Source organism: Streptomyces sp. JLSY215, assembly GCF_059682825.1.
Map to the genome: position 1 here is coordinate 4479650 of NZ_CM185022.1, position 20457 is coordinate 4500106.

Below are 20457 nucleotides of genomic sequence, written 5' to 3' on the forward strand. Positions count from 1 at the left end.
CACTGTACATGTACACGGTTGGGGCGACGGCCCGGGAACGCCCGTCGCCCGGCGACCGTTCCGTCATGAAGGCAGGCCCGGGATGAAGGCAGGCCCCCGGATGAAGGCAGACCCCCGGCCGGAGCGCGGGCAGAAGAGCGGGCAGAAGAGGCGGAAGAGGAGGTGGCCGGTGTGACGGGCTTCTACCACGTGTGTTTCGTCGTCCCGGAGATCGAGGCGGCGATACGGGACCTTGGGACGGCTGCCGGGGTCGAGTTCAGGGAGCCCAAGGCGGACCGGCTGGGCGACTGGGACTACCGGATCACCTTCACACGGAGCGGCCCGCCTTACATCGAACTCATCGAAGGGCCGCCCGGCAGTCCCTGGGACGCATCGAAGGGTGCGCGCTTCGACCATCTCGGCTTCTGGACGCGCTCCATAGAGGAAGGCTCCCGGCACCTGGAGGACCAGGGCTTTCCCGCCGACTTCTCCGGCTGCCCGTATGGGCGTCCCTTCGCCTATCACCGGATGGACAGCATCGGTGCCCGGGTCGAGCTGGTGGATCTGGCCCGGCAGCCCGCCTTCCTGGAGGCCTGGGATCCGGGCGGGGCGCCCATGCCGCCGGTGGAGGGGGCGGGATAACCGGCCCGCCGATCCGCCGATCCGCCGGCCGCCGATCCGCTGATCCGCCGATCCGCCGATCCGCCGGCCGCCGATCCGCCGCCCGCCGTCCGCCGCCCGCCGATCCGCCGGCCGGCAGACCAGCCTGCCGGAAAGCCGACCTGCCAGCCGCCTGAACCCCACCCCCGTCACACCTCTACGCCCTCACACCCTCAGCCCCTCAGCCCCTGACACCCTCACAACCCCACATCCCGCCCCTGGATGTCCGCCAGCAGCTCCCGCCGCACCAGGAGCCGGGCATGGCCCCCGGTGACCGCGACCACGGGTGGCCGTCCGACCAGGTTGTAGCCGGAGGCCATCGAGAGGTGGTAGGCGCCCGCCACAGGGACGGCCAGGAGGTCGCCGGGGCGGATGTCCCCCGGCAGGCGGACGTCCGAGGCGAGCACGTCACCGGCCTCGCAGTGGCGGCCGACGACCGTGACCGCCTCCGGCGCGGCGGCCGAGCGGCGGCCGACCAGCCGGGGCGCATAGCGCACCCCGTACAGCGCGGGCCGCGGGTTGTCGCTCATGCCGCCGTCCACCGCGACGAAGGTGTGCCCGCCGGTCTGTTTGACGGCCAGCACCCGGTAGAGGGCGACGCCGGCCGGGCCCGCGATGGCGCGGCCCGGTTCGATGGCGAGCCGCGGCACCGGCAGACCGGCCGCCGCGCAGCTGCCGGCCAGTTCGGCGCGGATCCTGGCGCCGAGGCCGACGATGTCGAGCGCGGGTTCGCCGGGCCGGTAGGAGACGCCGTGGCCGCCGCCGAGGTCCAGCTCGGGCAGCGTGATGCCGTGCTGCTCATGGATCCGGGCCAGCAGCCCGACCAGTCGCCGTACGGCCGACAGATACGGCTTGATGGTGGTGATCTGCGACCCCAAGTGGCAGTGCAGGCCCACCAGCTGGAGGCGCTGCTGGCCCAGCACCCGGGTGACGGCGTGCTGCGCGGAACCGTCCGCCAGCGACAGCCCGAACTTCTGTCCGTCGGTCCCGGTCTGGATCTTGGCGTGGCCGCCCGCGGCGATCCCCGGCACGACCCGGATCAGCACCTTCTGCCGGCTGCCCGCCGGGACCGCGGCGGCCAGCCGGGCGATCTCCGAAGTGCTGTCGATGACGATCCGCCCGACGCCCAGCCGCAGCGCGGTCCGCAGGTCGTCCGGGCTCTTGGCGTTGCCGTGCAGCAGGATCCGCTCGGGCGGGAAGCCCGTGGTGACGGCCAGCTCCAGCTCGCCCGCCGAGCAGACGTCCAGGCCCAGGCCCTCTTCCTGCACCCAGTGCACCATGGCGCGGCACAGGAACGCCTTGGCGGCGTAGAAGACATCGGTGTCGGGGAAGGCCCGCAGGTAGGAGCGGCAGCGGCGGCGTACCTCGCCCTCGTCGAGGACGTACGTGGGCGTCCCGAAGCGCTCGGCGAGCTCGGTGAGCGGGACGCCGCCGACGGCGAGATCGTCATCCATCAGCGGGGTGGTGGACCCGGGCCATATGGCCAGTGAGGAGGGCTGCTGAGCGGATTCCCGGGCGGATACCCGGCCGGGCTCCGGTACGGCGGTCAGCGGGAGCGTGGTGCCGCTCATGGTGCTGCTCGCGGTGTGGTTCGCGGTGTGGTTCACGGTGTGGCTCATGATCGCTCGCCCTCCCTCAGACGGTCCGCAGCGACTGCGTACGGGGCTGGGTCAGGGGCTGTGTGCGGCCTTGTGCCCGCGGTGGTGTCCGGGGTGGTGTCAGCGGCGGGGTGAGGGCCGGTGCGTGGGGCATGTCCGGGGCGAACCGGGGATCGACGGCCAGGCCGGTCGCTCCCACGGGTTCGGCCAGCGCGCGCAGCGCGGGTTCGGCGAGCCGTACCCAGGGCTGGCCGCTGCCGAGGGCCGCGGCGAGCCGCTGGGGCGAGGTGAAGGCGACCGCGATGCGGCCACCGAGCGGGGTGCGGAACAGGCGGGCCGTGCAGCCCGCGGGGCCCGACCGGACGGGAACGAACAAAGGCCCGGCCGGGACCCGATCGGAGGGCTCGGGATCTTCCGCGTAAAGGTGATGGGACACGGCGTTGCTCCTCGGACTGCGCATCGGCGGCCCCGGACCGGTAGGAAACGCTGACGCCGGGGCTCGGCTCTGACGACGCTATGCCCGCTGACCGGGGCACTTCTCCGGCCGCTGACGCATCATTGACGGTTTGTGGACGGGACTTGACGCGATGCTGCCGTCGGGTGGCCGGTCGGGGGCGGTTTGCGTCGGTGACCGCCCGTCCGGGTGTCCCCGTTCCTGACCTTGACGGGCGGAAAGGGGAAGGGAGGGAGGGGGGAGGTAGGGAAGGAAGGAAGGAAGGAAGGGCGGCCAGGGCCGGAGCGGGGAGAAAGGCGGCAGGCGCAGCGCAGACGGTGCCCGCCCCCCTGATACCGCCAGCACCCCTGGCGCCCAGTCGTTCGGGGCCGTACGACCCCGCCACGCGCCCGCCATACGACCCGCCACGCGACCCCGCCATCCGGCCCCAGCCCCCGCCGTCCCGCCGCCACCCCGCCTACACCCCCACCCCCACAGAAGCCGCCCCCGCATCCCCCGCGTCCCCTGAGTCCCCCACGTCCCCCGCATCCCCCGTGTCCGCCGCGCCCCCCACCGCCGCCACCCGCCCCGGCCTCCGCACGACCCCCAGCACCAGCGCCCCGGCCGCCACCGCCGCCACCCCGGAGACCGCCGTGATGTGCGTCAGCCCCGACACGTACGCGGCCCGGACCGCGGCCGGCGGGGTGCCGGGCGTGAGGTCGTGCAGGGCATCGGCGAAGACCGTGCCGAGGGCCGCGATCCCGAAGACGAACCCCAGCTGCCGGAAGGTGTTCACCGCGCCGCTCGCCATGCCGGCCCGCTGCGGCGGCGTCGCGCCGAGCGCCGCCGAGACCAGCACCGGCATGGCCGCGCCGACGCCCAGCCCGCTCACCGCGAGCCCGGGGATCAGCGTGGCCCAGCCCGCGCCGTCACCGAGCAGCCCGGCATGCAGCAGCGCGCCCGCGCCGACCAGCAACAGGCCGATACCGACCGGGAGTTGCGGCGCCAACCGCTGAAGCCACCGGCCGCCGAGCGCGCCGACCAGCAGGGACATCAGCGCCAGCGGCAGCCCCGCCAGCCCCGCCTGTACCGGGCTCAGCCCGAGGACGTCCTGCGCCCACAGCCCCACGAACGTCAGATACGGGAACGCCGCCGCCTGCATCAGCAGGGCCGCCGCCATCAGCGCGGCGAACGAGGGGCGGCGCAGCAGCCGCAGGTCCAGCAGGGGCCGCGGTACCCGCCGCTCCACGATGGCGAACGCGAGCAGTGCCACCGCCGCGCCCGCGAGCGAGGCGAGCGTCCCGCCTTCCGTCCAGCCGCGCTCGCCGCCGCGCATCAGCCCGTACGTCAGGGCGCCCGCCGACACCGTGAAGGACGCCGCGCCCGGCCAGTCGATGCGCGCCATGGGGCTCCCGGCCGAGTTCGTTCGAGGCCGGTGGAGGTCGCCGTGCGACTCGCGGAGGTGGCGCACCGTCAGATACCCGGCGAGAGCGGTCAGCGGCAGATTGACGAGGAAGATCGCCCGCCAGTTCAGGTACTCGGTGAGCAGTCCGCCGAGTACGGGGCCCACCGCGGCCGCGGCGCCGCTCGTACCGCCCCAGATGCCGAACGCCACGCCGCGGTCGCGGCCCTGGTAGGCGGCCATCAGCAGCGGGGTGTTGGCCGCGAACATCGCCGCCGCGCCGATGCCCTGGACGGCGCGGGCCGCGATCAGGACGCCCGCGCCGGGGGCCAGCCCGCAGGCGAGCGAGGCGAGCGCGAAGAGGGCCAGCCCGGCCACGTACAGCCGGCGCCGTCCGAAGAGGTCGGCGGCCGAGCCCGCCAGCATCAGCAGCGCGGCCAGGGCCAGCGCATAGCTGTCCATCACCCACTGCAGCGAGGTGAAGGAGGCGCCCAGGCCGGCGGATATCCGCGGCAGCGCGGTGTTCACGATGGTCACGTCGATCAGCAGCAGGAAATTGCCCAGGGCGATGGCGACCAGCGGCCACCACTTCCCGCGCTTCCCGTTCCTCTCATACTTCCCGTGCTTCTCGTCGCTCTCATACGTCCTGTGCTTCTCGCCCGCCTCATACTTCCCGTACTTCTCGTCCGCCTCATGCTTCCCGTGCGACGCGCTCGCGCCCATGACCATTCCTCCGTCGGTTCCGGCAAGGGGATCGGCCCACGGTCCGGTGTCCGCCGCCCGATGTCCCAGCCGCCGGGCTCCCCGCGGCGCAATCCGACTCGCGTTAGCCTCGAACGGTGAAAACCGACGCGAAGGCCGCCGGTCCCGCCAACGGGTTCGACGTCCTCGACCGGCAGCTCATCCACGCCCTCCAGCTCGACGGCCGGGCGCCCTTCAGCCGTATCGCCGCCGTGCTCGGCGTCTCCGACCAGACCGTCGCCCGCCGCTACACCCGGCACCGCGGCAGCGGGGCGCTGCGCGTGCTGGGGCTGGCCGATGCGCGGCCGCTGGGCGAGACCGAATGGCTGGTGCGGGTGGTGTGCGCCCCGGATTCCGCGCTGCCGCTGGCCGAGGCGATGGCCCGCCGGACGGACACCGCCTGGGTGGGCCTGATGTCCGGCGGGACGGAGATCGGCGCGGTGTGCCGCGCGGCGAGCGGCGAGGCCGGCGACGCTCCCCCGGCCAACGGGCCCGCGCTGCTCCGGCAGCTGCCCCGTACGCCCGGCGTCGTCGGCGTCACCGCGCACTGCATGCTGCACGAGTTCTTCGGTGGCCCGCGGGGCATGGTCAGCAAGTCGGGCGCGCTGAGCGACGAGCAGATCGCCCGGCTGAGCCCGCCGCCACCGGACCCGGCCGCCGCCCCGCTCGCGCTCACCGCCGCCGACCGCCGCCTCTTCGACGCCCTGGGCCACGACGGCCGCACCCCGCCGGCCGAACTGGCCGCCACCACCGGCTGGTCGCCCACCACCGTCCGCCGCCGCCTCGCCGAACTGCGTGCCGACGGTGTCCTGTACTACGACGTCGACTACGACCTGCGGCTCTTCGGGTACGGCGTGATAGTCGCCCTGTGGCTGTCCGTCACCCCCGCCGAACTGGCTGCCACCGGCGAGGCGTTGGCCGCCCACCCGGAGGTCGCCTTCGCCTGCGCCACCACCGGGCCGAACAATCTCTTCGCGTCCGTGCTGTGCGCGGACGTCGGCGCGCTCTACACGTATCTGACGACGCGGGTCGCGGCGCTGCCCGGCATACGGACGATGGAGAGCGCGCCGCGGATCCGGCACGTCAAGGGCGCCGGACCGGTCATGGCCACCGGGCGGGCAGCGATGGGGCGACGCCGATGAAACCGGTCCTCCCCGGACGCCGGCTGCGCCGGCCCGCCCATGCGCTGCGCCGGTCGGTGGCCTGGGCACGGGCCTGGGTGCGCAGCGCCCCCGGCACGCACATCTGGCTGCTGATCATCGGCATCACCAGCCTCGTCGTCGCCTCCGCCTCCGAGGGCCTGGGGCAGTTCCTTCTCCACCGCACCAGCAGCAACATCCACGAGCTGAACGAGCATCCCCTCCCCTCACTCCTGATGAGCGGCTTCTGGATCGAGCGTCCGGAGTCGTTCCTGCTGTACGTGGTGATGTTCGAGCTGCTGCACGCCAATGTCGAGCGCTGGCTGGGCACCTGGCGCTGGCTGCTGATCGTCGGCGCGGCGCACTGTGCCGCCACGCTCGCCAGCCAGGAGCTCGTGCTGCTGGCCATTGAGGGCCATCGGCTGCCGCGTTCGATGACCCATGTCGTGGACATCGGGGTGTCCTACGGACTGGCGGCCGCCGCCGGTGTGCTGACGTACCGTCTGCGGCCGCCCTGGTGCTACGGATGGCTCATCGGCGTGCTGCTGTTCTTCGGCGTCCCGCTGCTGACCGGGGCGACCTTCACCGACTTCGGGCATGCCATCTCCCTCGTCCTGGGGCTGGTGGCCTGGCCGCTGACACCGGCGGGGAGGGAGCCGCCGTACGAGCCCGAGGAGTCGGGTGGGGAGGCGGAGGGAGACCGGGCGCGGCCCGCGGACGAGGCCCGGCCCCCCGGCACGAGCGATTCCCGGAACGGCCCTCAGGAGGGGTAGCGATCCTCAGGACCGGTAACGCCCCCCGGACCGGTAACGCCTCAGAAAGGTCAGGAAGGGGTCAGGAAAGGTAGAGCCGCTCCAGCACGACCGCGATGCCGTCCTCTTCGTTGGAGGCGGTGATCTCGTCCGCGACGGCCTTCAGCTCGTCGTGGGCGTTGCCCATCGCCACGCCGCGCGCGGCCCAGGCGAACATGGCGATGTCATTGGGCATATCGCCGAAGGCGACGGTGTCGGCGGCCTTGACGCCCAGACGGCGGGCGGCCAGCGACAGGCCGGTGGCCTTCGTCAGGCCCAGCGGCAGCAGCTCGACGATGCCGTGGCCGGCGACCATGACGCCCACCAGGTCACCGGCGACCTCGCGGGAGATCCGGGCCAGGGAGTCGTCGTCGAGGGTCGGGTGCTGTATGTAGACCTTGTTGAGCGGGGCGGTCCACAGCTCGGCCGGCTCGTCGATCATGACGCTCTGCAGCGGGCCTTCCTGGACGCGGTAGCCGGGTCCGACCAGCACCTCGCCTTCGAGGCCGTCCCGGCTCGCCGCCAGATACAGCGGGCCGGTCTCCGCCTCGATCTTGGACAGGGCCAGGCCGGCCAGCTGGCGGTCGAGCGTGACGGACGTCAGCAGCCGGTGCTCGCCGGCGTGGTAGAGCTGCGCGCCCTGCCCGCACACCGCCAGGCCCCGGTAGTCCAGGGCGTCGAGGATGTGCCGGGTCCAGGGCACCGATCGGCCGGTGACGACGATGTGCGCCGCGCCCGCCGCGGTGGCCGCGGTGAGCGCCGCACGGGTGCGCTCGGAGACGGACTCGTCGTGGCGCAGCAGCGTCCCGTCGAGGTCCGTCGCGATGAGCTTGTAGGGCAGGGCGGGGGCGCTCACCGTTCGACGGGCTCGAGGAACTCGCGGCCGCCCAGGTAGGGACGGAGCACCTCGGGGACGCGCACCGAACCGTCCGGCTGCTGGTGGTTCTCGAAGATCGCCACGATGGTGCGCGGGACGGCGCACAGCGTGCCGTTCAGCGTCGCCAGCGGCTGGACCTTCGGCTTGCCCTCGGCGGTGTCGCGCATCCGGACCGACAGCCGCCGGGCCTGGAACTCGTCGCAGTTGGAGGCGGAGGTCAGCTCGCGGTACTTGCCCTGGGTCGGGATCCAGGCCTCGCAGTCGAACTTGCGGGAGGCGGAGGCGCCGAGGTCACCCGTGGCGACGTCGATCACCTGGAAGGGCAGCTCAAGGGCGTTCAGCCACTGCTTCTCCCAGTCCAGCAGGCGCTGGTGCTCGGCCTGCGCGTCCTCCGGGGCGACGTAGGAGAACATCTCCACCTTGTCGAACTGGTGGACCCGGAAGATGCCGCGGGTGTCCTTGCCGTACGTGCCGGCCTCGCGTCGGAAGCACGGCGAGAAACCGGCGTAGCGCAGCGGCAGCTTGGCCGCGTCCAGGATCTCGTCCATGTGGTACGCGGCGAGCGGGACCTCGGAGGTGCCGACCAGGTAGTAGTCGTCCTTCTCCAGGTGGTAGACGTTCTCGGCGGCCTGGCCGAGGAAGCCCGTGCCCTCCATGGCGCGCGGACGGACCAGGGCGGGGGTCAGCATCGGCGTGAAGCCGGCCGCGGTGGCCTGGGCGATGGCGGCGTTGACGAGGGCGAGCTCCAGCAGCGCGCCGACGCCCGTCAGGTAGTAGAAGCGCGAGCCGGACACCTTGGCGCCGCGCTCGACGTCGATCGCGCCGAGCAGCTCGCCGATCTCCAGGTGGTCCTTGGGCTCGAAGCCCTCGGCGGCGAAGTCGCGGATGGTGCCGTGCGTCTCCAGGACCGTGAAGTCCTCCTCGCCGCCGACCGGTACGTCGGGGTGGACGAGGTTGCCGAGCTTCAGCAGGAGCTGCTGGGTCTCTTCCTTGGCCTCGTCCTGCGCGGCGTCGGCGGCCTTGACGGCGGCGGCCAGCTCGCCGGCCTTCTTCAGCAGTACGGCCTTCTCGTCGCCGGAGGCCTTGGGGATGAGCTTGCCGAGCGCCTTCTGTTCGGCGCGCAGCTCGTCGAAGCGGACGCCGGACGACCTGCGCCGCTCGTCGGCGGAGAGAAGCGCGTCGACGAGTGCGACGTCCTCTCCACGGGCGCGCTGGGACGCGCGCACACGGTCGGGGTCCTCACGGAGCAGGCGAAGGTCAATCACCCCACCAGGCTACCGGGGCCGTGCCCGGCCCTTCGACGTGATATTGCTCCGCGTTGCGAATTGTCCGGTTTGGGGTTGTTTATTCCATGACGGGAATGCCGGCCTCCGGGCGTCCCGCAATTCTTTCCCATTGCGTTTGTCCACAGGCATGGGGCACCGGATGGCCTTTATCCACAGGCTGTGTGCGAGATCTGTGGAAGTCGGAGGTGATCATTCCGCTCCCGGAATGTTCGGCTATGGATTCTTCGTCCAAACCCCCTTCTCGCGCTCTTTCGTGTGGGATTGCCTCGCTCTAAAGGATTGATCGCGCGAATTGTGCTGACGCGGCCGGAGTTGGGGTGCCGTGAAGCGATGTGAACCGCTGTGGAACGACGTGAGATCGGTAGAGGTATTTGTCGACTCTGCCCGAATCGTCAGACGCTTCTTGTCGACTTACCCACAGGTCGAGAACCGGGCCTGTGGATAACTCTGTGGACAGTGGAGAAGGCCGGTGGAGTGGCCGCGAAGCCCCCGGAAAATGGGGTCAGCTGCGCCCGTCGAGGCAGCGTGTCAGCCAGTCCGATGCCTCGGTGAACGCCGAGTCCGTCATCGTCGGCCGTACGGTCGCCGTCACCTCGTCCGCCCGCGGATACGAGCCGAGGAACCGCACATCGCGGCAGACCCGCTTGAGGCCCATCAGGACCTCGCTGACGCGGCGGTCGGTGACGTGCCCCTCGCAGTCGACCGAGAAGCAGTAGCGGCCGATGCCCTCGCCGGTCGGCCGGGACTCGATCCGCATCATGTTCACGCCGCGGACCGCGTACTCCTGGAGCAGCTCCAGCAGCGCACCGGGGTGGTCCTCGGCCAGCCACAGCACCACCGAGGTCTTGTCCGCGCCGGTGGGCGCGGCCGGCCGGGCCGGGCGGCCGACCAGTACGAAGCGGGTGGCGGCGTTCTGTGCGTCGTGGATGTCGGTGACCAGCGGCTCCAGGCCGTACGTCGCCGCCGCGAACTCACCCGCGAAGGCGCCGTCGTAGCGTCCCTCCTGCACCAGCCGTGCGCCATCGGCGTTGGAGGCCGCCGACTCCCATACGGATTCGGGGAGTTGGGACGCGAGCCACTTGCGCACCTGCGGCTGCGCCACCGGGTGCCCGGTGACCGTCTTCACCTCGTCCAGCGTCGTGCCCGGACGCACCAGCAGCGCGAAGGCGATCGGCAGCAGCACCTCGCGGTAGATCATCAGGGGTTCGCCGGCGGCCAGCTCGTCGAGGGTGGTGGTCACCCCGCCCTCGACGGAGTTCTCGATCGGCACCAGCGCGGCGGCCGCCTCACCGCCGCGCACCGCGTCCAGGGCGGCCGGCACCGACACCATCGGCACCAGCTCGCGGGTCGCCGCCTCCGGGAGAGTGCGCAGGGCGGCCTCGGTGAACGTGCCCGCGGGTCCGAGGTACGTATAGCGGCTGGCCGACATGCAAAGGACTCCTCGCGAAGGTGCGGGGGCGCCCCGCCGATCTCTCCCTGTGCTGCAACGATACCGAGCCCGCCCGGGGCCCGGTGGACGCTTTCCCCGGACCGCCCGCAGGGCGCGGGCTCAGCCCTCCAGCAGCGGCCGGCCCACGTAGTCCCCGGCCTCCGCCGCCGGCGGCACCGCGTACAGCCCGCTCGCCTCGTGCCGCAGGAATGCCGAGAGCGCGTCCCCGCGGTCCAGCTTGCGCTGGATCTGGGTGAAGGCGCGCAGCGGATCGGCCTGCCAGCAGATGAAGAGCAGGCCCGCGTCCGGCGCCCCGTCGTCGCGGAACCCGTCGTGGAAGGAGAACGGGCGGCGCAGCATCGCCGCGCCCTGGTTGGACTCCGGCGCCGCGACCCGGGCATGCGCGTTGGCGGGGATCACCGGCAGCCCGTCGGCGCCGTTCGCGTCCAGCCGCATCGGCGTCGTCTCGGAACCGCCGGTCAGCGGTGCCCCGTTGGACTTCCGCCGCCCTATGACCTTTTCCTGTTCGCCCAGTGAACGCTTCTCCCACTCGTCCAGCAGCATCCGGATCCGCCGGACGACGGCGTAGGACCCGCCGCGCATCCACTCCTGGTCGGCGTCCCGCCCCACGAAGATCCGCTCGTCGAAGTTCTCGTCGGAGGGTTTCGGGTTGTTGGTGCCGTCGACCTGTCCCATGAGGTTGCGGGTGGTCATCGGGTGCGCGGTGGCGCCCGGGGTGCGGTTGAAGCCGTTCATCTGCCAGCGCAGCCGGGCGGTGCCGCCGGCCTCCTTCTGCAGCGTCCGCAGCGCATGGAAGGCGACCAGCGCGTCGTCGGAGCCGATCTGGATCCACAGATCGCCATTGCTGCGCCCGGGGTCCAGGGCGTCGGCGGAGAAGTCGGGCAGCGGGTCGAGCTGCGCGGGGCGCCGCTTCGCCAGCCCGGTACGGCCGAAGAAGCTGTGGCCGAAGCCGAAGGTCACGGTCAGCGAGGAGGGGCCGGCATCCAGCGCCACCCCGGTGTCGGAGTCCGGCGTCCGCCCGGCCATCAGCTCCTCGGCCGTCCGTGACCAGCGGCGCAGCAGAGCCGCGGCTTCCTTGCGGCCGTGGCCGGGGGCCAGGTCGAAGGCGACGAGATGCCCGTTGGCCTGCAGCGGGGTGGTGATCCCCGCCTGGTGCTTGGCCCGCGCCGGGCGGAAGGCGACCGCGGTCGAGCCGAGGGTGGTGAGCGCGGCCGGGGCATCGCCCTGGGCGGCGGAGGCCGCGAGCGCGCCGCCCGCCCCGCCGACGACGAGCCCGGCCGCGCCCGCCGCCCCGACGGTGCCGAGGAGGCGGCGCCGGGAAAGCTCGACGGTGGGGGAGCCGTCGGCCTCCGGGGCGGGGGCGGCGGGGGCCGTCCTGGTGGCCTCCGGGGCCGCGGCCGCCTTGGGGATCCTGGCGCCCTTGGGGGCCTGCTTGCCCGAGGTCTGCTTGCTCATCAGCCGATCTTCACGTTCCTGATCTCGGTCACCTGGTCGATGTCGGAGGTCCGTACGAGCAGCGAGAGCTGCCACCGTCCGGGGACCGGCAGCTGGACGCCGTTCGCGCTCCAGTGGCCCCGGTCGACGTGCCGGGGGACGACCGCCAGCGGCCCCAGCTTCTTGGCCTTCAGGGTGAAGGACACCTTCACCTCGGGGACGTCCCGGGTTTTGCCCGACGGGTCCGAGATGCGCAGCCGCAGTGTATTGCCGCTGCCGCTGCGCCCCGGGTCGAGGTCCAGACGGGCGGTGCCCTTGCCGTGCGGGCCACCGGTGTCGAAGGGGATGGTCAGCACCTGCGGCCGGTTGGCCGCGGCGGACTGTCCGGCGACGGCCTTGACCGCCTCGGCCGTGCGGGCCGGTTCGGTGGCGGTCAGCACGGTGGTCACCGCGAGCAGGACGACGGCCACCGACACCTCGGCCAGCACGGAACGCCGCAGCCCGAGCCGCTCCGGGTCGGCGTCCCGGATGCGCTTGGTGCGGGCGGTGCGCAACGCCACCTGCTGGCGGGCCAGCTGGGCGGCGCGGGCGGGGTCGGGCTCGGCGTCGGGGATGGCGTCCGGGTCGGTGTCAGGGGCGGAGTCCGGGTCGGTGTCAGGGTCGGCGTCGGGGCCGGTTACGGGTTCAGACCGGGCCTCGGGTGCGACGGCGTCCCCCAGCCGCGCCGTCCACCGCCGCGACACCCATGCGATCCCGACGAGCACCACCACCAGGCCCGCCTTGAGCAGCAGCAGCCGCCCGTACGAGGTGTCGGTCAGTGCCCGCCAGGTGCCGACCTGCCGCCAGGACTGGTAGATCCCGGTGGCCACCAGGACCAGCACGGAGCCGAACGCGATCCGCGAGAAGCGGCGTACCGCGGACCGCTCGACGGCCGGGCCCCAGTACAGGGACACGACCAGGGCCGCCAGCCCGCCGAGCCAGGCGGCGACGGCGAGCAGATGCAGCACATCGACCGGCATCGCGACGGCGGTCTGCAGTCCGGTCGAGGCGTGCTCGGCCATCGCCCAGGTGGCGGCGAGCCCGGCGGCGACGATCACCCCGCCGATGCCGAGCCCCAGCGAGAGGTCCTTGCGCCGCCGTGCGTCCCCAACGGGGTCCCGGGGCTCCCCGGATTCCCCGGATTCCCCCGAATTCTCAGAGCCCTCGGAACTCCCGGACTCCCCGGACTCCCCGGAATCCTCCGTTCCGGCCCCGTCCTGCACCCGCGCATACGCCCCGAACAGCACCGCGATGAACAGTGCCGCGGCCGCCAGCAACAGCAGCCGGGAGACCAGCGCCGCGCCCGGCTTCGTCAGCAGGACCTGTTGGAGGCCGCCGAGATCGAAGACGTCGGCGAGCTCGCCGGACCCGGTGTACGGGGTCCGCAGCAGCAGCATCGCGACGGTGGTGCCCGTCAGCACGGCCCAGCCCTGGACGACCAGCCGCTGCACGGACCGTACGCGCGCGGCGGCCGGGCGGCAGGCGACGACGAAGGCCGCGCCGCCCGCCATCAGCACGAATCCGGCGTACGCCAGGTAGCGCGCGATCCCGTAGAGCGCGCCCACCAGCCCGCCGCCGGCCTCCTGTTGGGGAAGTGCGGCGGCGGTCTTGGAGGGCGCGCCGACGGAGAAGGTGAAGGCACCGGAGACCGGGTGGCTGTCGGCCGAGACCGCCTGCCAGGCGACGGTGTACGTACCGTCGGCGAGCCCCGGTGGCAGCCCCGCTCCGTACTTGACGGTGCTGCCGCTGCACAGGTTGCGCAGCTTGCCGCGGTCCACCCGTTTGCCCTTCGGATCGAGCACACGGATGGAGTCGTCGCCCATCGCCACGCCCTCGGAGAAGGTGAGCGAGACCTGCTCGGGGGCCCGCTCCACCACCGCTCCCTGCGCGGGGTCGCTGCCGGTCAGCGCGGCATGCGCCGAGGCCGGTGCGGCGCCGCCGAACAGCGCGCCGAACAGCGCGGCCACGACGACCAGCAGACGCAGCGCGGCGCCCGCTCGCGGCCTGGAGCCGGTGCTGGCCACAGCCATGGTGATCGCTCCCCTGCTTCCTTGACTCCGGTGACTGCTGTGCTTCCCCGACGCCCGCTACTTCTTCGGTGCGTAGTCGCCGGCCTCGACCGGGACATCCACCTTGATCGGGTCGGAGGTGGCGAAGTGCAGCTCGAGGGTGACCTTGTCGCCCTTCATGGGCTTGTTCTTCAGCCCCATGAGCATCAGATGGTTGCCGCCGCGGCCGAGCCTGAGCTCGCCGTTCGCGGGCACGTCCAGGGACTTGACCTGCTCCATCTTGTTGCCGACCGTCCTGTGGATCGAGATGTCCTTGGACAGGTCGCTGGTGACCGAGGTCAGCTTGTCCGCGGTGCCACCGGTGTTCTTGACGACGAAGAACGCACCGGCCATGTTCTGGGTGACCGGCTGTGGCATGTACGGGTCGGCGACCGCGAGCTTCGGGGCGCTGTCCCCGGCGCCGCAGCCCGACAGTGCGAGGCCGGCGGCGAGGGCGAGGGCGGCGGCGGCCGGTATGTGGAGGCGGCGGAGGGTGGTGCGGCGGTTCACGGGTTCTGCCCCTTGATGATCTTCGGAAGTGCCTTGGTGTAGTTGCCGGAGGTGGCTTCCTGCATGCCCATCCAGTGGATCTTGTCGTCCTTGGGGGAGCTCAGGAGCACCTGCGCGCCGTGCGTGGAGACGACCTGGCCGTTCTTCTTGACCGGCTTCTCGATGCCGATGTTCACGTCGCGCGCCCCGCGCTGGATGGTGTCGAACTTCCCGGTCAGGCCGATGAAGTTCTTGTTGATGCCGCCGAGCCACTTCTTGAGGGCGGCCGGGGTGTCGCGCTCCGGGTCGGAGGTCACGAACACGACCCGCAGGTCGTCCTGCTCGGCCTTCGGCAGGTCCTTCACCGCGACGGCCAGGTTGGCCATCGTCAGCGGGCACACGTCCGGGCAGTTGGTGTAGCCGAAGTAGATCAGGGTCGGATGGCCCTTGGTCTTCTCCAGCAGGTCGTACTTCTTGCCCGCGGTGTCGGTCAGGACGAGGTCCGGCTTCTCCAGCGGGCTGTCGAGCGTGACGATCGGCTTGGAGGTGGAGCCGGAGACATCGGCGGTGGGCTTGCCGCCGTCGTCGTTGCAGGCGGTCAGGGAGAGGGCCGCGGCCGCCGCGAGGGCGGACGCGAGCAGAGTCCTTCTACGCATGGGTCCTTCTGTACAGGGTTGGGGGCCGGGCCGGCGCGGGTCGGTCGCCGGCCCGGTCGGTGGTCAGGCGTTGCGGCGGCGGCCGGCGAACAGGCCGAAGCCGATCCCCGCGATACCGACGACGATGCCGACGACGGCCAGCACGCGCGCGGTGGTGTCGCTGTCGGACGCGTCCTTGCCCGCGGCGGCCGTGGTGCCGGCGTCCTTGGCTGCGTTGTTGGCGTCCTTGGCGCCCGCGCCGCCGTGGCCGTCCTCGGTCGCCGCGGTGAGCTTGAGCACCGGCGCGGGGTTCTCCGGCTCCGGGGCGCCTTCCTTCGTGGGCTCGATCCAGCGCACGACCTTCTTGTCGTCGTACGTCTGCAGGGCCTTGAAGACGAGCTGGTCGGCGTCCTCGGGAAGCTGCCCGACGGACACCGGGAACTGCTGGAAGCGGCCGGGCTCGACGCCCTTGCCGTCGGCGGTCCAGGTGATCTTGGTGGGCGCTTCGGTGATCTTCTCGCCCTCCATCTCGATCGGCTTGGGCAGCTTGCCCTTCTCGACGTCGATCTTCCAGCCGGGCACCGCCTCCGGCATCACGGACGCCAGCGGGTGATCGGTGGGCAGGGTGACCTCCAGCTTCACCGTCGAGGAGTCGTCGCGCTCGTTGGGCACCTTGAAGTTGACGGTCGCGAAACCGCCCTTCGCGGCATCCCCCAACGGCTGCACGCTGACGTGCGCGAAGGCCGGACCGGCGAGCAGCAGCACGCTGCCCGCGGCGATGCCGCCCACGACGGGCAGCCGGCGGGCGAGCCGGCGGGCGGGGCGGGGCGCGGCGGAAGCGGCGGTGGGCTGCGACATCTTCGTCATCTTCGGCATCACAGAAACACTCCACAGGAAGGAGAACGCACGGGTATGTGCGGGTTACGGGTACACGGGTGCTGACCGGCTGCCTTGCGCGCAGGCGGTGACGGCGCGAGAGCCCGTACCTGTTCTGTAGGAGCGTGCTTCGCGTACGTCAGGCCGCGAGGGCAAGGGAGGTCAGGGCAGGCGGCCCCCGCCTGACGACACTGTGGTGGAGCGCGAGGTCCCGCGGACCGGGTTTGTCATCCCCGTACGAAACGGGGGCGCGCAGCGCCTCATCGTGCGCCGCGCCGAGCCCCGAGAGCAGGGCGCGCACGAGGGTGAGCGCCGAGCGCAGGGCGCCGACCAGGGCCTGCGTCGCGACCTCACACGCCGCCGGGGCCGACAGCCGTACCAGCCGCCACAGGGCGGCCTCACCACGCCGCAGCAGCCACCCGGCGGCGAGCGCCGCGAGCAGATGCCCCAACAGCATGGGCAGCGAGGGCAGCAGGCAGTGCGCCATCACCGGCCCGCCGGCGGCCGCATCAGCCACCTGATGCCCGGCGGCACCGGCGGAATCGGCCATACCGACCGCTCCGCCGCCGGAACCGGCGGGCGCGACCACCCCACCCGCCACGGCCGTGTCGAAGCCACCGGATCCCAGAATGCGCCGCGCCTCGGCGACGGCCGGCCGGCCGCCGCCCAGCCCGCAGCTGACATGCTGCGCGACGGCGACCGCAGCCTGGTCCGACAGCCCCCGCAGACCACCGAGGCCACCGGACCTGCCGGCCGCCGCGGGCATCGCCATCGGGTGCTGCCCCGTCGCGAACAGCGCGTGCAGCGCGAGCTGGCCCACGGCCAGCCCGGCCGCGATCCCCGGCAGCGAGCGTTCCCGCCCGGCCAGGGGGGCCGCGACGGCGAAGACGGCGGCGCAGGCGACGCCCAGCGTCCACAGCGGAACGGTGGCGAACGAGGCGATCATGTGCCCGGCCGCGGACAGCGCAACACAGACCGCGGTGAAGACCGCGGCCCTCAGCAGCCGCAGATCGGCGGCTGCGCGCGCTGTGGGGGCGTGCGGGGCAGACATGGCGGCGACATCATCCCACTGTCCTCATCCGCCGCCCGCGGCAGGGCGCCGCTCAGCGGCGCGCTCGGGGGGCGGTGACGGCGCCCGACGGGGCGCGCGGGAGCGCGCGGGGGTCGGTACGCCTTGGTCCATGCGCTCGCTGCCCGCCTCCGCCGAATGAGCGGCGTCACGTCCGGGGCAGGCTTACGGACCATGCGGTGCGGCAATAGGTATCGGTATGTCTAGCAGTGGCCAGGAGGCTGGAGCATGAGCATCTGGTGGTCCCTCCAACTGCGACGCGAGGCTGCGAGCGTGCCGCTCGCCCGCCGTCTGCTGCTGGGCACGATGGAGACGGCGGGCGTCGACCCGGACATCTGCTACGACCTGTCCGTCGCCCTCTCCGAGGCCTGCGCCAACGCCGTCGAACACGGCGGGGACGCCGCCACCGGGGACTACCGCGTCACGGCGTTCATCGACGGGGACACGTGTCGCATCGAGGTCACGGACTCCGGCCCCGGCTTCCGCCGCCTGCCCCTCCCGGCCCCTTCCGGGACCTCGGCGGACCACACCCCCGCGCCCGCCCCCGTACCCACCCCCACGCAGGCCCCCGCGGACGCCGAGGACGGCCGGGGGCTCTTTCTGATCGAGGCGCTCACCGACCACGTCCGCTACCGCAACCGCACCGGCAGACGCGGCGCCGTGGTCAGCTTCGACAAAATCCTCAAGTGGCGGGAGGGCGCGGCGCTGCCGATGGCGTCGTGAGCTGAGAGTGGGGCTCTGACCTGCACTGGATCCGGAATCTCGGGCGCTTTACGACGCGTTGCCCGGCGACGCCGATGCGGCCCTCGTCGAGGGGGTGTCGGTCCAGCAAGAACACCCCCCTCGACCATGATCAACCCGAAGGCCGTCCCACCCGGTCGGCCAACGCAGCACGGGCGCGCCCCGACGGCATCAGCCGCGCGCAGGAGCCAAGGGCGCCCGCGCTCACGAGCTGACGGGCACCAGCTTCGCGCGGAAGTGCCGCAGCACAGGGGACTGCTCCACGATCCGGTAGCCGGACACGGCGTCCTTGTTCTTGACGACGCGCTCAAGGGTTTCGGCGACGTGATCGTAGTGACTGCGGGTGTACACGCGGCGCGGGAGTGCGAGTCGGACGAGCTCGTACGGCGCGCTCTTCACGGGGTTGCCGTCCTCGTCCTCCTCGCCCAGGTAGAGCGAGCCGAGTTCGGCCGACCGTATTCCACCTTCCAGATAGAGCTGGCAGGCGAGGGCGTGACCCGGGTACTGGTGGGGCGGTATGTGCGGGAACAGTCGTCCGGCGTTGAGGTACAGGGCGTGCAGGCCGGCGGGCTGCACGATGTCGACGCCGGCGGCGCGAATGCGTTCGGCCAGGTAGGCGGCGATGTCGGCCCGCTCTTCGAGGTAGCCCGGGTCGGTGACCTCCTTGAGGCCGGTGGCCATCATGTCCAGGTCGCGTCCGGCCAGGCCGCCGTAGGTGGCGAAGCCCTCCGTGGCGATGAGCAGTTGCTCACACCGCTGCGCGAGTTCCGCGTCGTTGAGTCCGATGAAGCCGCCGATGTGGACGATGCCGTCCTTCTTCGCGCTCATGACGCAGCCGTCGGCGAGACGGAAGGCTTCTTCGGCGACCTGGCGGGGGGTGTGGTTGCGGTAGGCGGCTTCGCGACGGGTCACCAGCCAGGCGTTCTCGGCGAACCGGGCCGCGTCGAGGATCATGGGGACACCGTGGCGACGGCACAGTTCTGCCGTCTGCCGCAGGTTCTCCATGGAGACCGGCTGACCGCCGCCACCGTTGTTGGTGATGGTCATGACCACGAAGGCGACGCGGGCACCGTCCGGTCCCGTGAGCTGTTGCCGCAGCGACTCCACATCGATGTTTCCCTTGAACGGCGCGTCGCTGTCCAGGTTCCGGGCCTCGGGACATGGCAGGTCGCGGGCCTCGCAACCGTTCAGCTCCACGTTGGCCCGGGTGGTGTCGAAGTGCGTGTTGGACAGGACGATGCCGCCGGGCTGGAGGAGCGTGGAGAACAAGATGCGTTCCGCGGCACGTCCCTGATGGGCCGGGAGGATGTGCTGAAAGCCCGTCAGTTCCGTCACGGTCTCGTGGAACCGGTAGAAGGAACGGGAGCCCGCGTAGGACTCGTCGGCGCCCATGCCCGCGGCGAGCTGGTCGCCCGACAGTGCGCCGGTGCCCGAGTCGGTCAACAGGTCAATGGTGACCTCCTCGGCGCGCAGGTCGAAGAGGCTGTAGTGGACGCGTTCCAGCGCTTGTTCGCGCTCCTTCCGCGAAAGGAAGGGGATCGGTTCGACGACCTTGATGCGGTACGGCTCCATGGTGCTCCTTGCTTCCGGCAGCTTGTGCTACTTGGTGGACGATTTCGCGCGGTCGATGCGGCTCAGCGGCAGCTTGGCCTCAGGAGAGGTTCGCAAAGCCGGTGGCCGGACCTCGTATGCCTCCGATGAGATATAGGCCGTCACCCGCGGGGTGCGGCCTCGCTCGTGCACCAGAGCCAGATACGAGATGAGGCCCACGCCGTCCTCCAGGCGCCGCGAGGTGACCGCGGCCAGCGCCCGGCTGAGCACGGTGGCGTCCATGCCCCAGCGGTGCAGTACGTCCACCGCCCGCTCATGTGCCTCCGCGTCATGTCGGACGTAGTCCCTGACCGGAATGTGCAGGGTGAACCCGCTCGGCAGGCCCGTCTTCGTCTCGGACAGCGAGTGGCAGGACATGCCAGGACGCCTCGACAGCCGCGCCTTTCTCCCTGCCCCCATTCGGAAGAATTCTTCCACCACCCCGTGCTCCGGGGCGGGGTTCATACGGGACAAACCCCCGACGTCGGCGGCGGACAGATCGTGGTGGATGCAGTAGACCTTCACCCGGGGCGTTTCCCATTCACCCAGGTCAAGGGCGATGAACGGATGGCTGTCGGCAGGCGGCAGCGCCTCGAACGCGGCGCGGTGACCGAGGCGGCTCATCGCCTCGCGCACGGTCTCGGCCGCCTTTTCCGGCCCGGCCGCGGCAGGGTTGAGGTACACCTTGACCCGAGGGACCCCTCCGGGACGCAGCTCCAGCGCACACCACAGCGCGAGGGGACCGCAGGGTGAGTCAGGGAAGAACAGGTCTTCCAGAAGTGCGAGTTGGTCGGTGGCGAAGCCCCAGCGCTCCGCCATGGCCTTGATGACGCGCAGTCCGGCCCGTCCGTTCTCCGTCAGGTCATCCGCAGCCCACCCCGGGTCGAACAGCACCCTGAGCGTGGGGGCTGCGCCTGCGACGAAGGAGAGGGAGAACTCCACCGGCGTGTGGTCGTCGGAAAGGAAGGTCGGCGTCGGCGGCGGAAGACGCAACGGCCGCTGGGCCGCGGATCCCAGAGCGTCGATCAGTACCTGCGCGTAGCTCTCGGCGTCGGCTCGGTCCAGCCCCACGACGCCGCACAGTCGCTGCAGTTGGGCGGCCGTGAAGCCGCCGACCAGATCCGTGGCCCGAGGCTCCCGGCCGCTGAACGAGGAAATGGCGGTCACCAGGCCATCCGCC

At 71.9% G+C, this 20457-nt stretch carries 18 protein-coding genes; 4 read left to right on the forward strand and 14 right to left on the reverse strand.

Going from position 1 to position 20457, the window contains the following annotated elements; translation table 11 throughout:
- The first annotated feature begins 171 nt into the window (after window positions 1–171).
- Window positions 172–621 carry a VOC family protein gene (locus AC5677_RS20000; protein ID WP_497196371.1) on the forward strand — a complete coding sequence of 150 codons (450 nt, stop codon included), beginning with the start codon at window positions 172–174 and terminating at the stop codon, window positions 619–621.
- A 215-nt stretch (window positions 622–836) separates the two neighbouring features.
- On the opposite strand, the gene lysA is transcribed toward AC5677_RS20000, so the two are convergent.
- The 3 genes from lysA to AC5677_RS20015 all read right to left on the reverse strand — a co-directional run bounded on the left by lysA (window position 837) and on the right by AC5677_RS20015 (window position 4795).
- On the reverse strand, window positions 837–2210 hold the full coding sequence (lysA, locus tag AC5677_RS20005; protein WP_497196695.1) for a diaminopimelate decarboxylase: 1374 nt from the start codon (window positions 2208–2210) through the stop codon (window positions 837–839).
- A gap of 64 nt (window positions 2211–2274) precedes the next feature.
- Window positions 2275–2673, reverse strand: coding sequence for an SAV_915 family protein (locus tag AC5677_RS20010; RefSeq protein WP_497196372.1), 399 nt, complete (start codon window positions 2671–2673; stop codon window positions 2275–2277).
- Window positions 2674–3148: 475 nt separating this feature from the next.
- A complete protein-coding gene (locus AC5677_RS20015) occupies window positions 3149–4795 on the reverse strand; it encodes an MFS transporter (RefSeq protein WP_497196373.1) in 1647 nt (548 codons plus the stop codon).
- A gap of 116 nt (window positions 4796–4911) precedes the next feature.
- Between AC5677_RS20015 and AC5677_RS20020 the strand changes: the two genes are divergently transcribed.
- On the forward strand, window positions 4912–5955 hold the full coding sequence (locus tag AC5677_RS20020; protein WP_497196374.1) for an Lrp/AsnC family transcriptional regulator: 1044 nt from the start codon (window positions 4912–4914) through the stop codon (window positions 5953–5955).
- Window positions 5952–6725 (forward strand): rhomboid-like protein, encoded by a 774-nt coding sequence (locus tag AC5677_RS20025; RefSeq protein WP_497196375.1) that lies wholly within the window; start codon window positions 5952–5954, stop codon window positions 6723–6725. The genes AC5677_RS20020 and AC5677_RS20025 overlap by 4 nt, the downstream gene beginning before the upstream one ends.
- 61 nt (window positions 6726–6786) lie before the next feature.
- Here the strand turns inward: AC5677_RS20025 and AC5677_RS20030 are convergent, their stop codons facing one another.
- From AC5677_RS20030 to AC5677_RS20070, 9 genes are all read right to left on the reverse strand, one after another.
- Window positions 6787–7599: an HAD family hydrolase gene (locus AC5677_RS20030; protein ID WP_497196376.1), complete on the reverse strand. Its 813-nt coding sequence runs from the start codon at window positions 7597–7599 to the stop codon at window positions 6787–6789.
- Window positions 7596–8885, reverse strand: coding sequence for a serine--tRNA ligase (gene serS, locus AC5677_RS20035; protein ID WP_497196377.1), 1290 nt, complete (start codon window positions 8883–8885; stop codon window positions 7596–7598). The genes AC5677_RS20030 and serS overlap by 4 nt, the downstream gene beginning before the upstream one ends.
- Before the next feature lie 523 nt (window positions 8886–9408).
- Window positions 9409–10335 carry a prephenate dehydratase gene (gene pheA, locus AC5677_RS20040; protein ID WP_497196378.1) on the reverse strand — a complete coding sequence of 309 codons (927 nt, stop codon included), beginning with the start codon at window positions 10333–10335 and terminating at the stop codon, window positions 9409–9411.
- Between the two features lie 120 nt (window positions 10336–10455).
- Window positions 10456–11811, reverse strand: a complete 1356-nt coding sequence (efeB, locus tag AC5677_RS20045) for an iron uptake transporter deferrochelatase/peroxidase subunit (RefSeq protein WP_497196379.1) — start codon at window positions 11809–11811, stop codon at window positions 10456–10458.
- Complete coding sequence (locus AC5677_RS20050; protein WP_497196380.1) at window positions 11811–13859, reverse strand: copper resistance CopC/CopD family protein; 2049 nt, start codon at window positions 13857–13859, stop codon at window positions 11811–11813. The genes efeB and AC5677_RS20050 overlap by 1 nt, the downstream gene beginning before the upstream one ends.
- Window positions 13860–13916: 57 nt before the next feature.
- Complete coding sequence (locus AC5677_RS20055; RefSeq protein ID WP_497196381.1) at window positions 13917–14387, reverse strand: copper chaperone PCu(A)C; 471 nt, start codon at window positions 14385–14387, stop codon at window positions 13917–13919.
- A complete protein-coding gene (locus AC5677_RS20060; RefSeq protein ID WP_497196382.1) occupies window positions 14384–15022 on the reverse strand; it encodes an SCO family protein in 639 nt (212 codons plus the stop codon). The genes AC5677_RS20055 and AC5677_RS20060 overlap by 4 nt, the downstream gene beginning before the upstream one ends.
- Window positions 15023–15085: 63 nt before the next feature.
- Window positions 15086–15859, reverse strand: a complete 774-nt coding sequence (locus tag AC5677_RS20065; protein ID WP_497196696.1) for a YcnI family copper-binding membrane protein — start codon at window positions 15857–15859, stop codon at window positions 15086–15088.
- 157 nt (window positions 15860–16016) lie between these two features.
- Complete coding sequence (locus AC5677_RS20070) at window positions 16017–16928, reverse strand: hypothetical protein (protein ID WP_497196383.1); 912 nt, start codon at window positions 16926–16928, stop codon at window positions 16017–16019.
- Window positions 16929–17174: 246 nt separating this feature from the next.
- On the opposite strand from AC5677_RS20070, the gene AC5677_RS20075 reads away from it, so the two are divergent.
- Window positions 17175–17669 (forward strand): ATP-binding protein, encoded by a 495-nt coding sequence (locus tag AC5677_RS20075; protein WP_497196384.1) that lies wholly within the window; start codon window positions 17175–17177, stop codon window positions 17667–17669.
- Between the two features lie 222 nt (window positions 17670–17891).
- Here the strand turns inward: AC5677_RS20075 and AC5677_RS20080 are convergent, their stop codons facing one another.
- Together AC5677_RS20080 and AC5677_RS20085 are read right to left on the reverse strand one after the other, a co-directional pair.
- Complete coding sequence (locus AC5677_RS20080; protein WP_497196385.1) at window positions 17892–19259, reverse strand: tryptophanase; 1368 nt, start codon at window positions 19257–19259, stop codon at window positions 17892–17894.
- A 27-nt stretch (window positions 19260–19286) separates the two neighbouring features.
- Window positions 19287–20444 (reverse strand): tryptophan dimethylallyltransferase family protein, encoded by a 1158-nt coding sequence (locus AC5677_RS20085; RefSeq protein ID WP_497196386.1) that lies wholly within the window; start codon window positions 20442–20444, stop codon window positions 19287–19289.
- Between the last annotated feature and the right edge of the window lie 13 nt (window positions 20445–20457).

What these genes read in the sequence shown, in the direction of transcription:
- lysA (WP_497196695.1), bottom strand. Translation starts at nt 2,210, where the DNA reads ATGAGCGGCACCACGCTCCCGCTGACCGCCGTACCGGAGCCCGGCCGG.
- AC5677_RS20015 (WP_497196373.1), bottom strand. Translation starts at nt 4,795, where the DNA reads ATGGGCGCGAGCGCGTCGCACGGGAAGCATGAGGCGGACGAGAAGTAC.
- AC5677_RS20025 (WP_497196375.1), top strand. Translation starts at nt 5,952, where the DNA reads ATGAAACCGGTCCTCCCCGGACGCCGGCTGCGCCGGCCCGCCCATGCG.
- pheA (WP_497196378.1), bottom strand. Translation starts at nt 10,335, where the DNA reads ATGTCGGCCAGCCGCTATACGTACCTCGGACCCGCGGGCACGTTCACC.
- efeB (WP_497196379.1), bottom strand. Translation starts at nt 11,811, where the DNA reads ATGAGCAAGCAGACCTCGGGCAAGCAGGCCCCCAAGGGCGCCAGGATC.
- AC5677_RS20050 (WP_497196380.1), bottom strand. Translation starts at nt 13,859, where the DNA reads ATGGCTGTGGCCAGCACCGGCTCCAGGCCGCGAGCGGGCGCCGCGCTG.
- AC5677_RS20060 (WP_497196382.1), bottom strand. Translation starts at nt 15,022, where the DNA reads ATGCGTAGAAGGACTCTGCTCGCGTCCGCCCTCGCGGCGGCCGCGGCC.
- AC5677_RS20065 (WP_497196696.1), bottom strand. Translation starts at nt 15,859, where the DNA reads ATGTCGCAGCCCACCGCCGCTTCCGCCGCGCCCCGCCCCGCCCGCCGG.
- AC5677_RS20070 (WP_497196383.1), bottom strand. Translation starts at nt 16,928, where the DNA reads ATGTCTGCCCCGCACGCCCCCACAGCGCGCGCAGCCGCCGATCTGCGG.
- AC5677_RS20075 (WP_497196384.1), top strand. Translation starts at nt 17,175, where the DNA reads ATGAGCATCTGGTGGTCCCTCCAACTGCGACGCGAGGCTGCGAGCGTG.
- AC5677_RS20080 (WP_497196385.1), bottom strand. Translation starts at nt 19,259, where the DNA reads ATGGAGCCGTACCGCATCAAGGTCGTCGAACCGATCCCCTTCCTTTCG.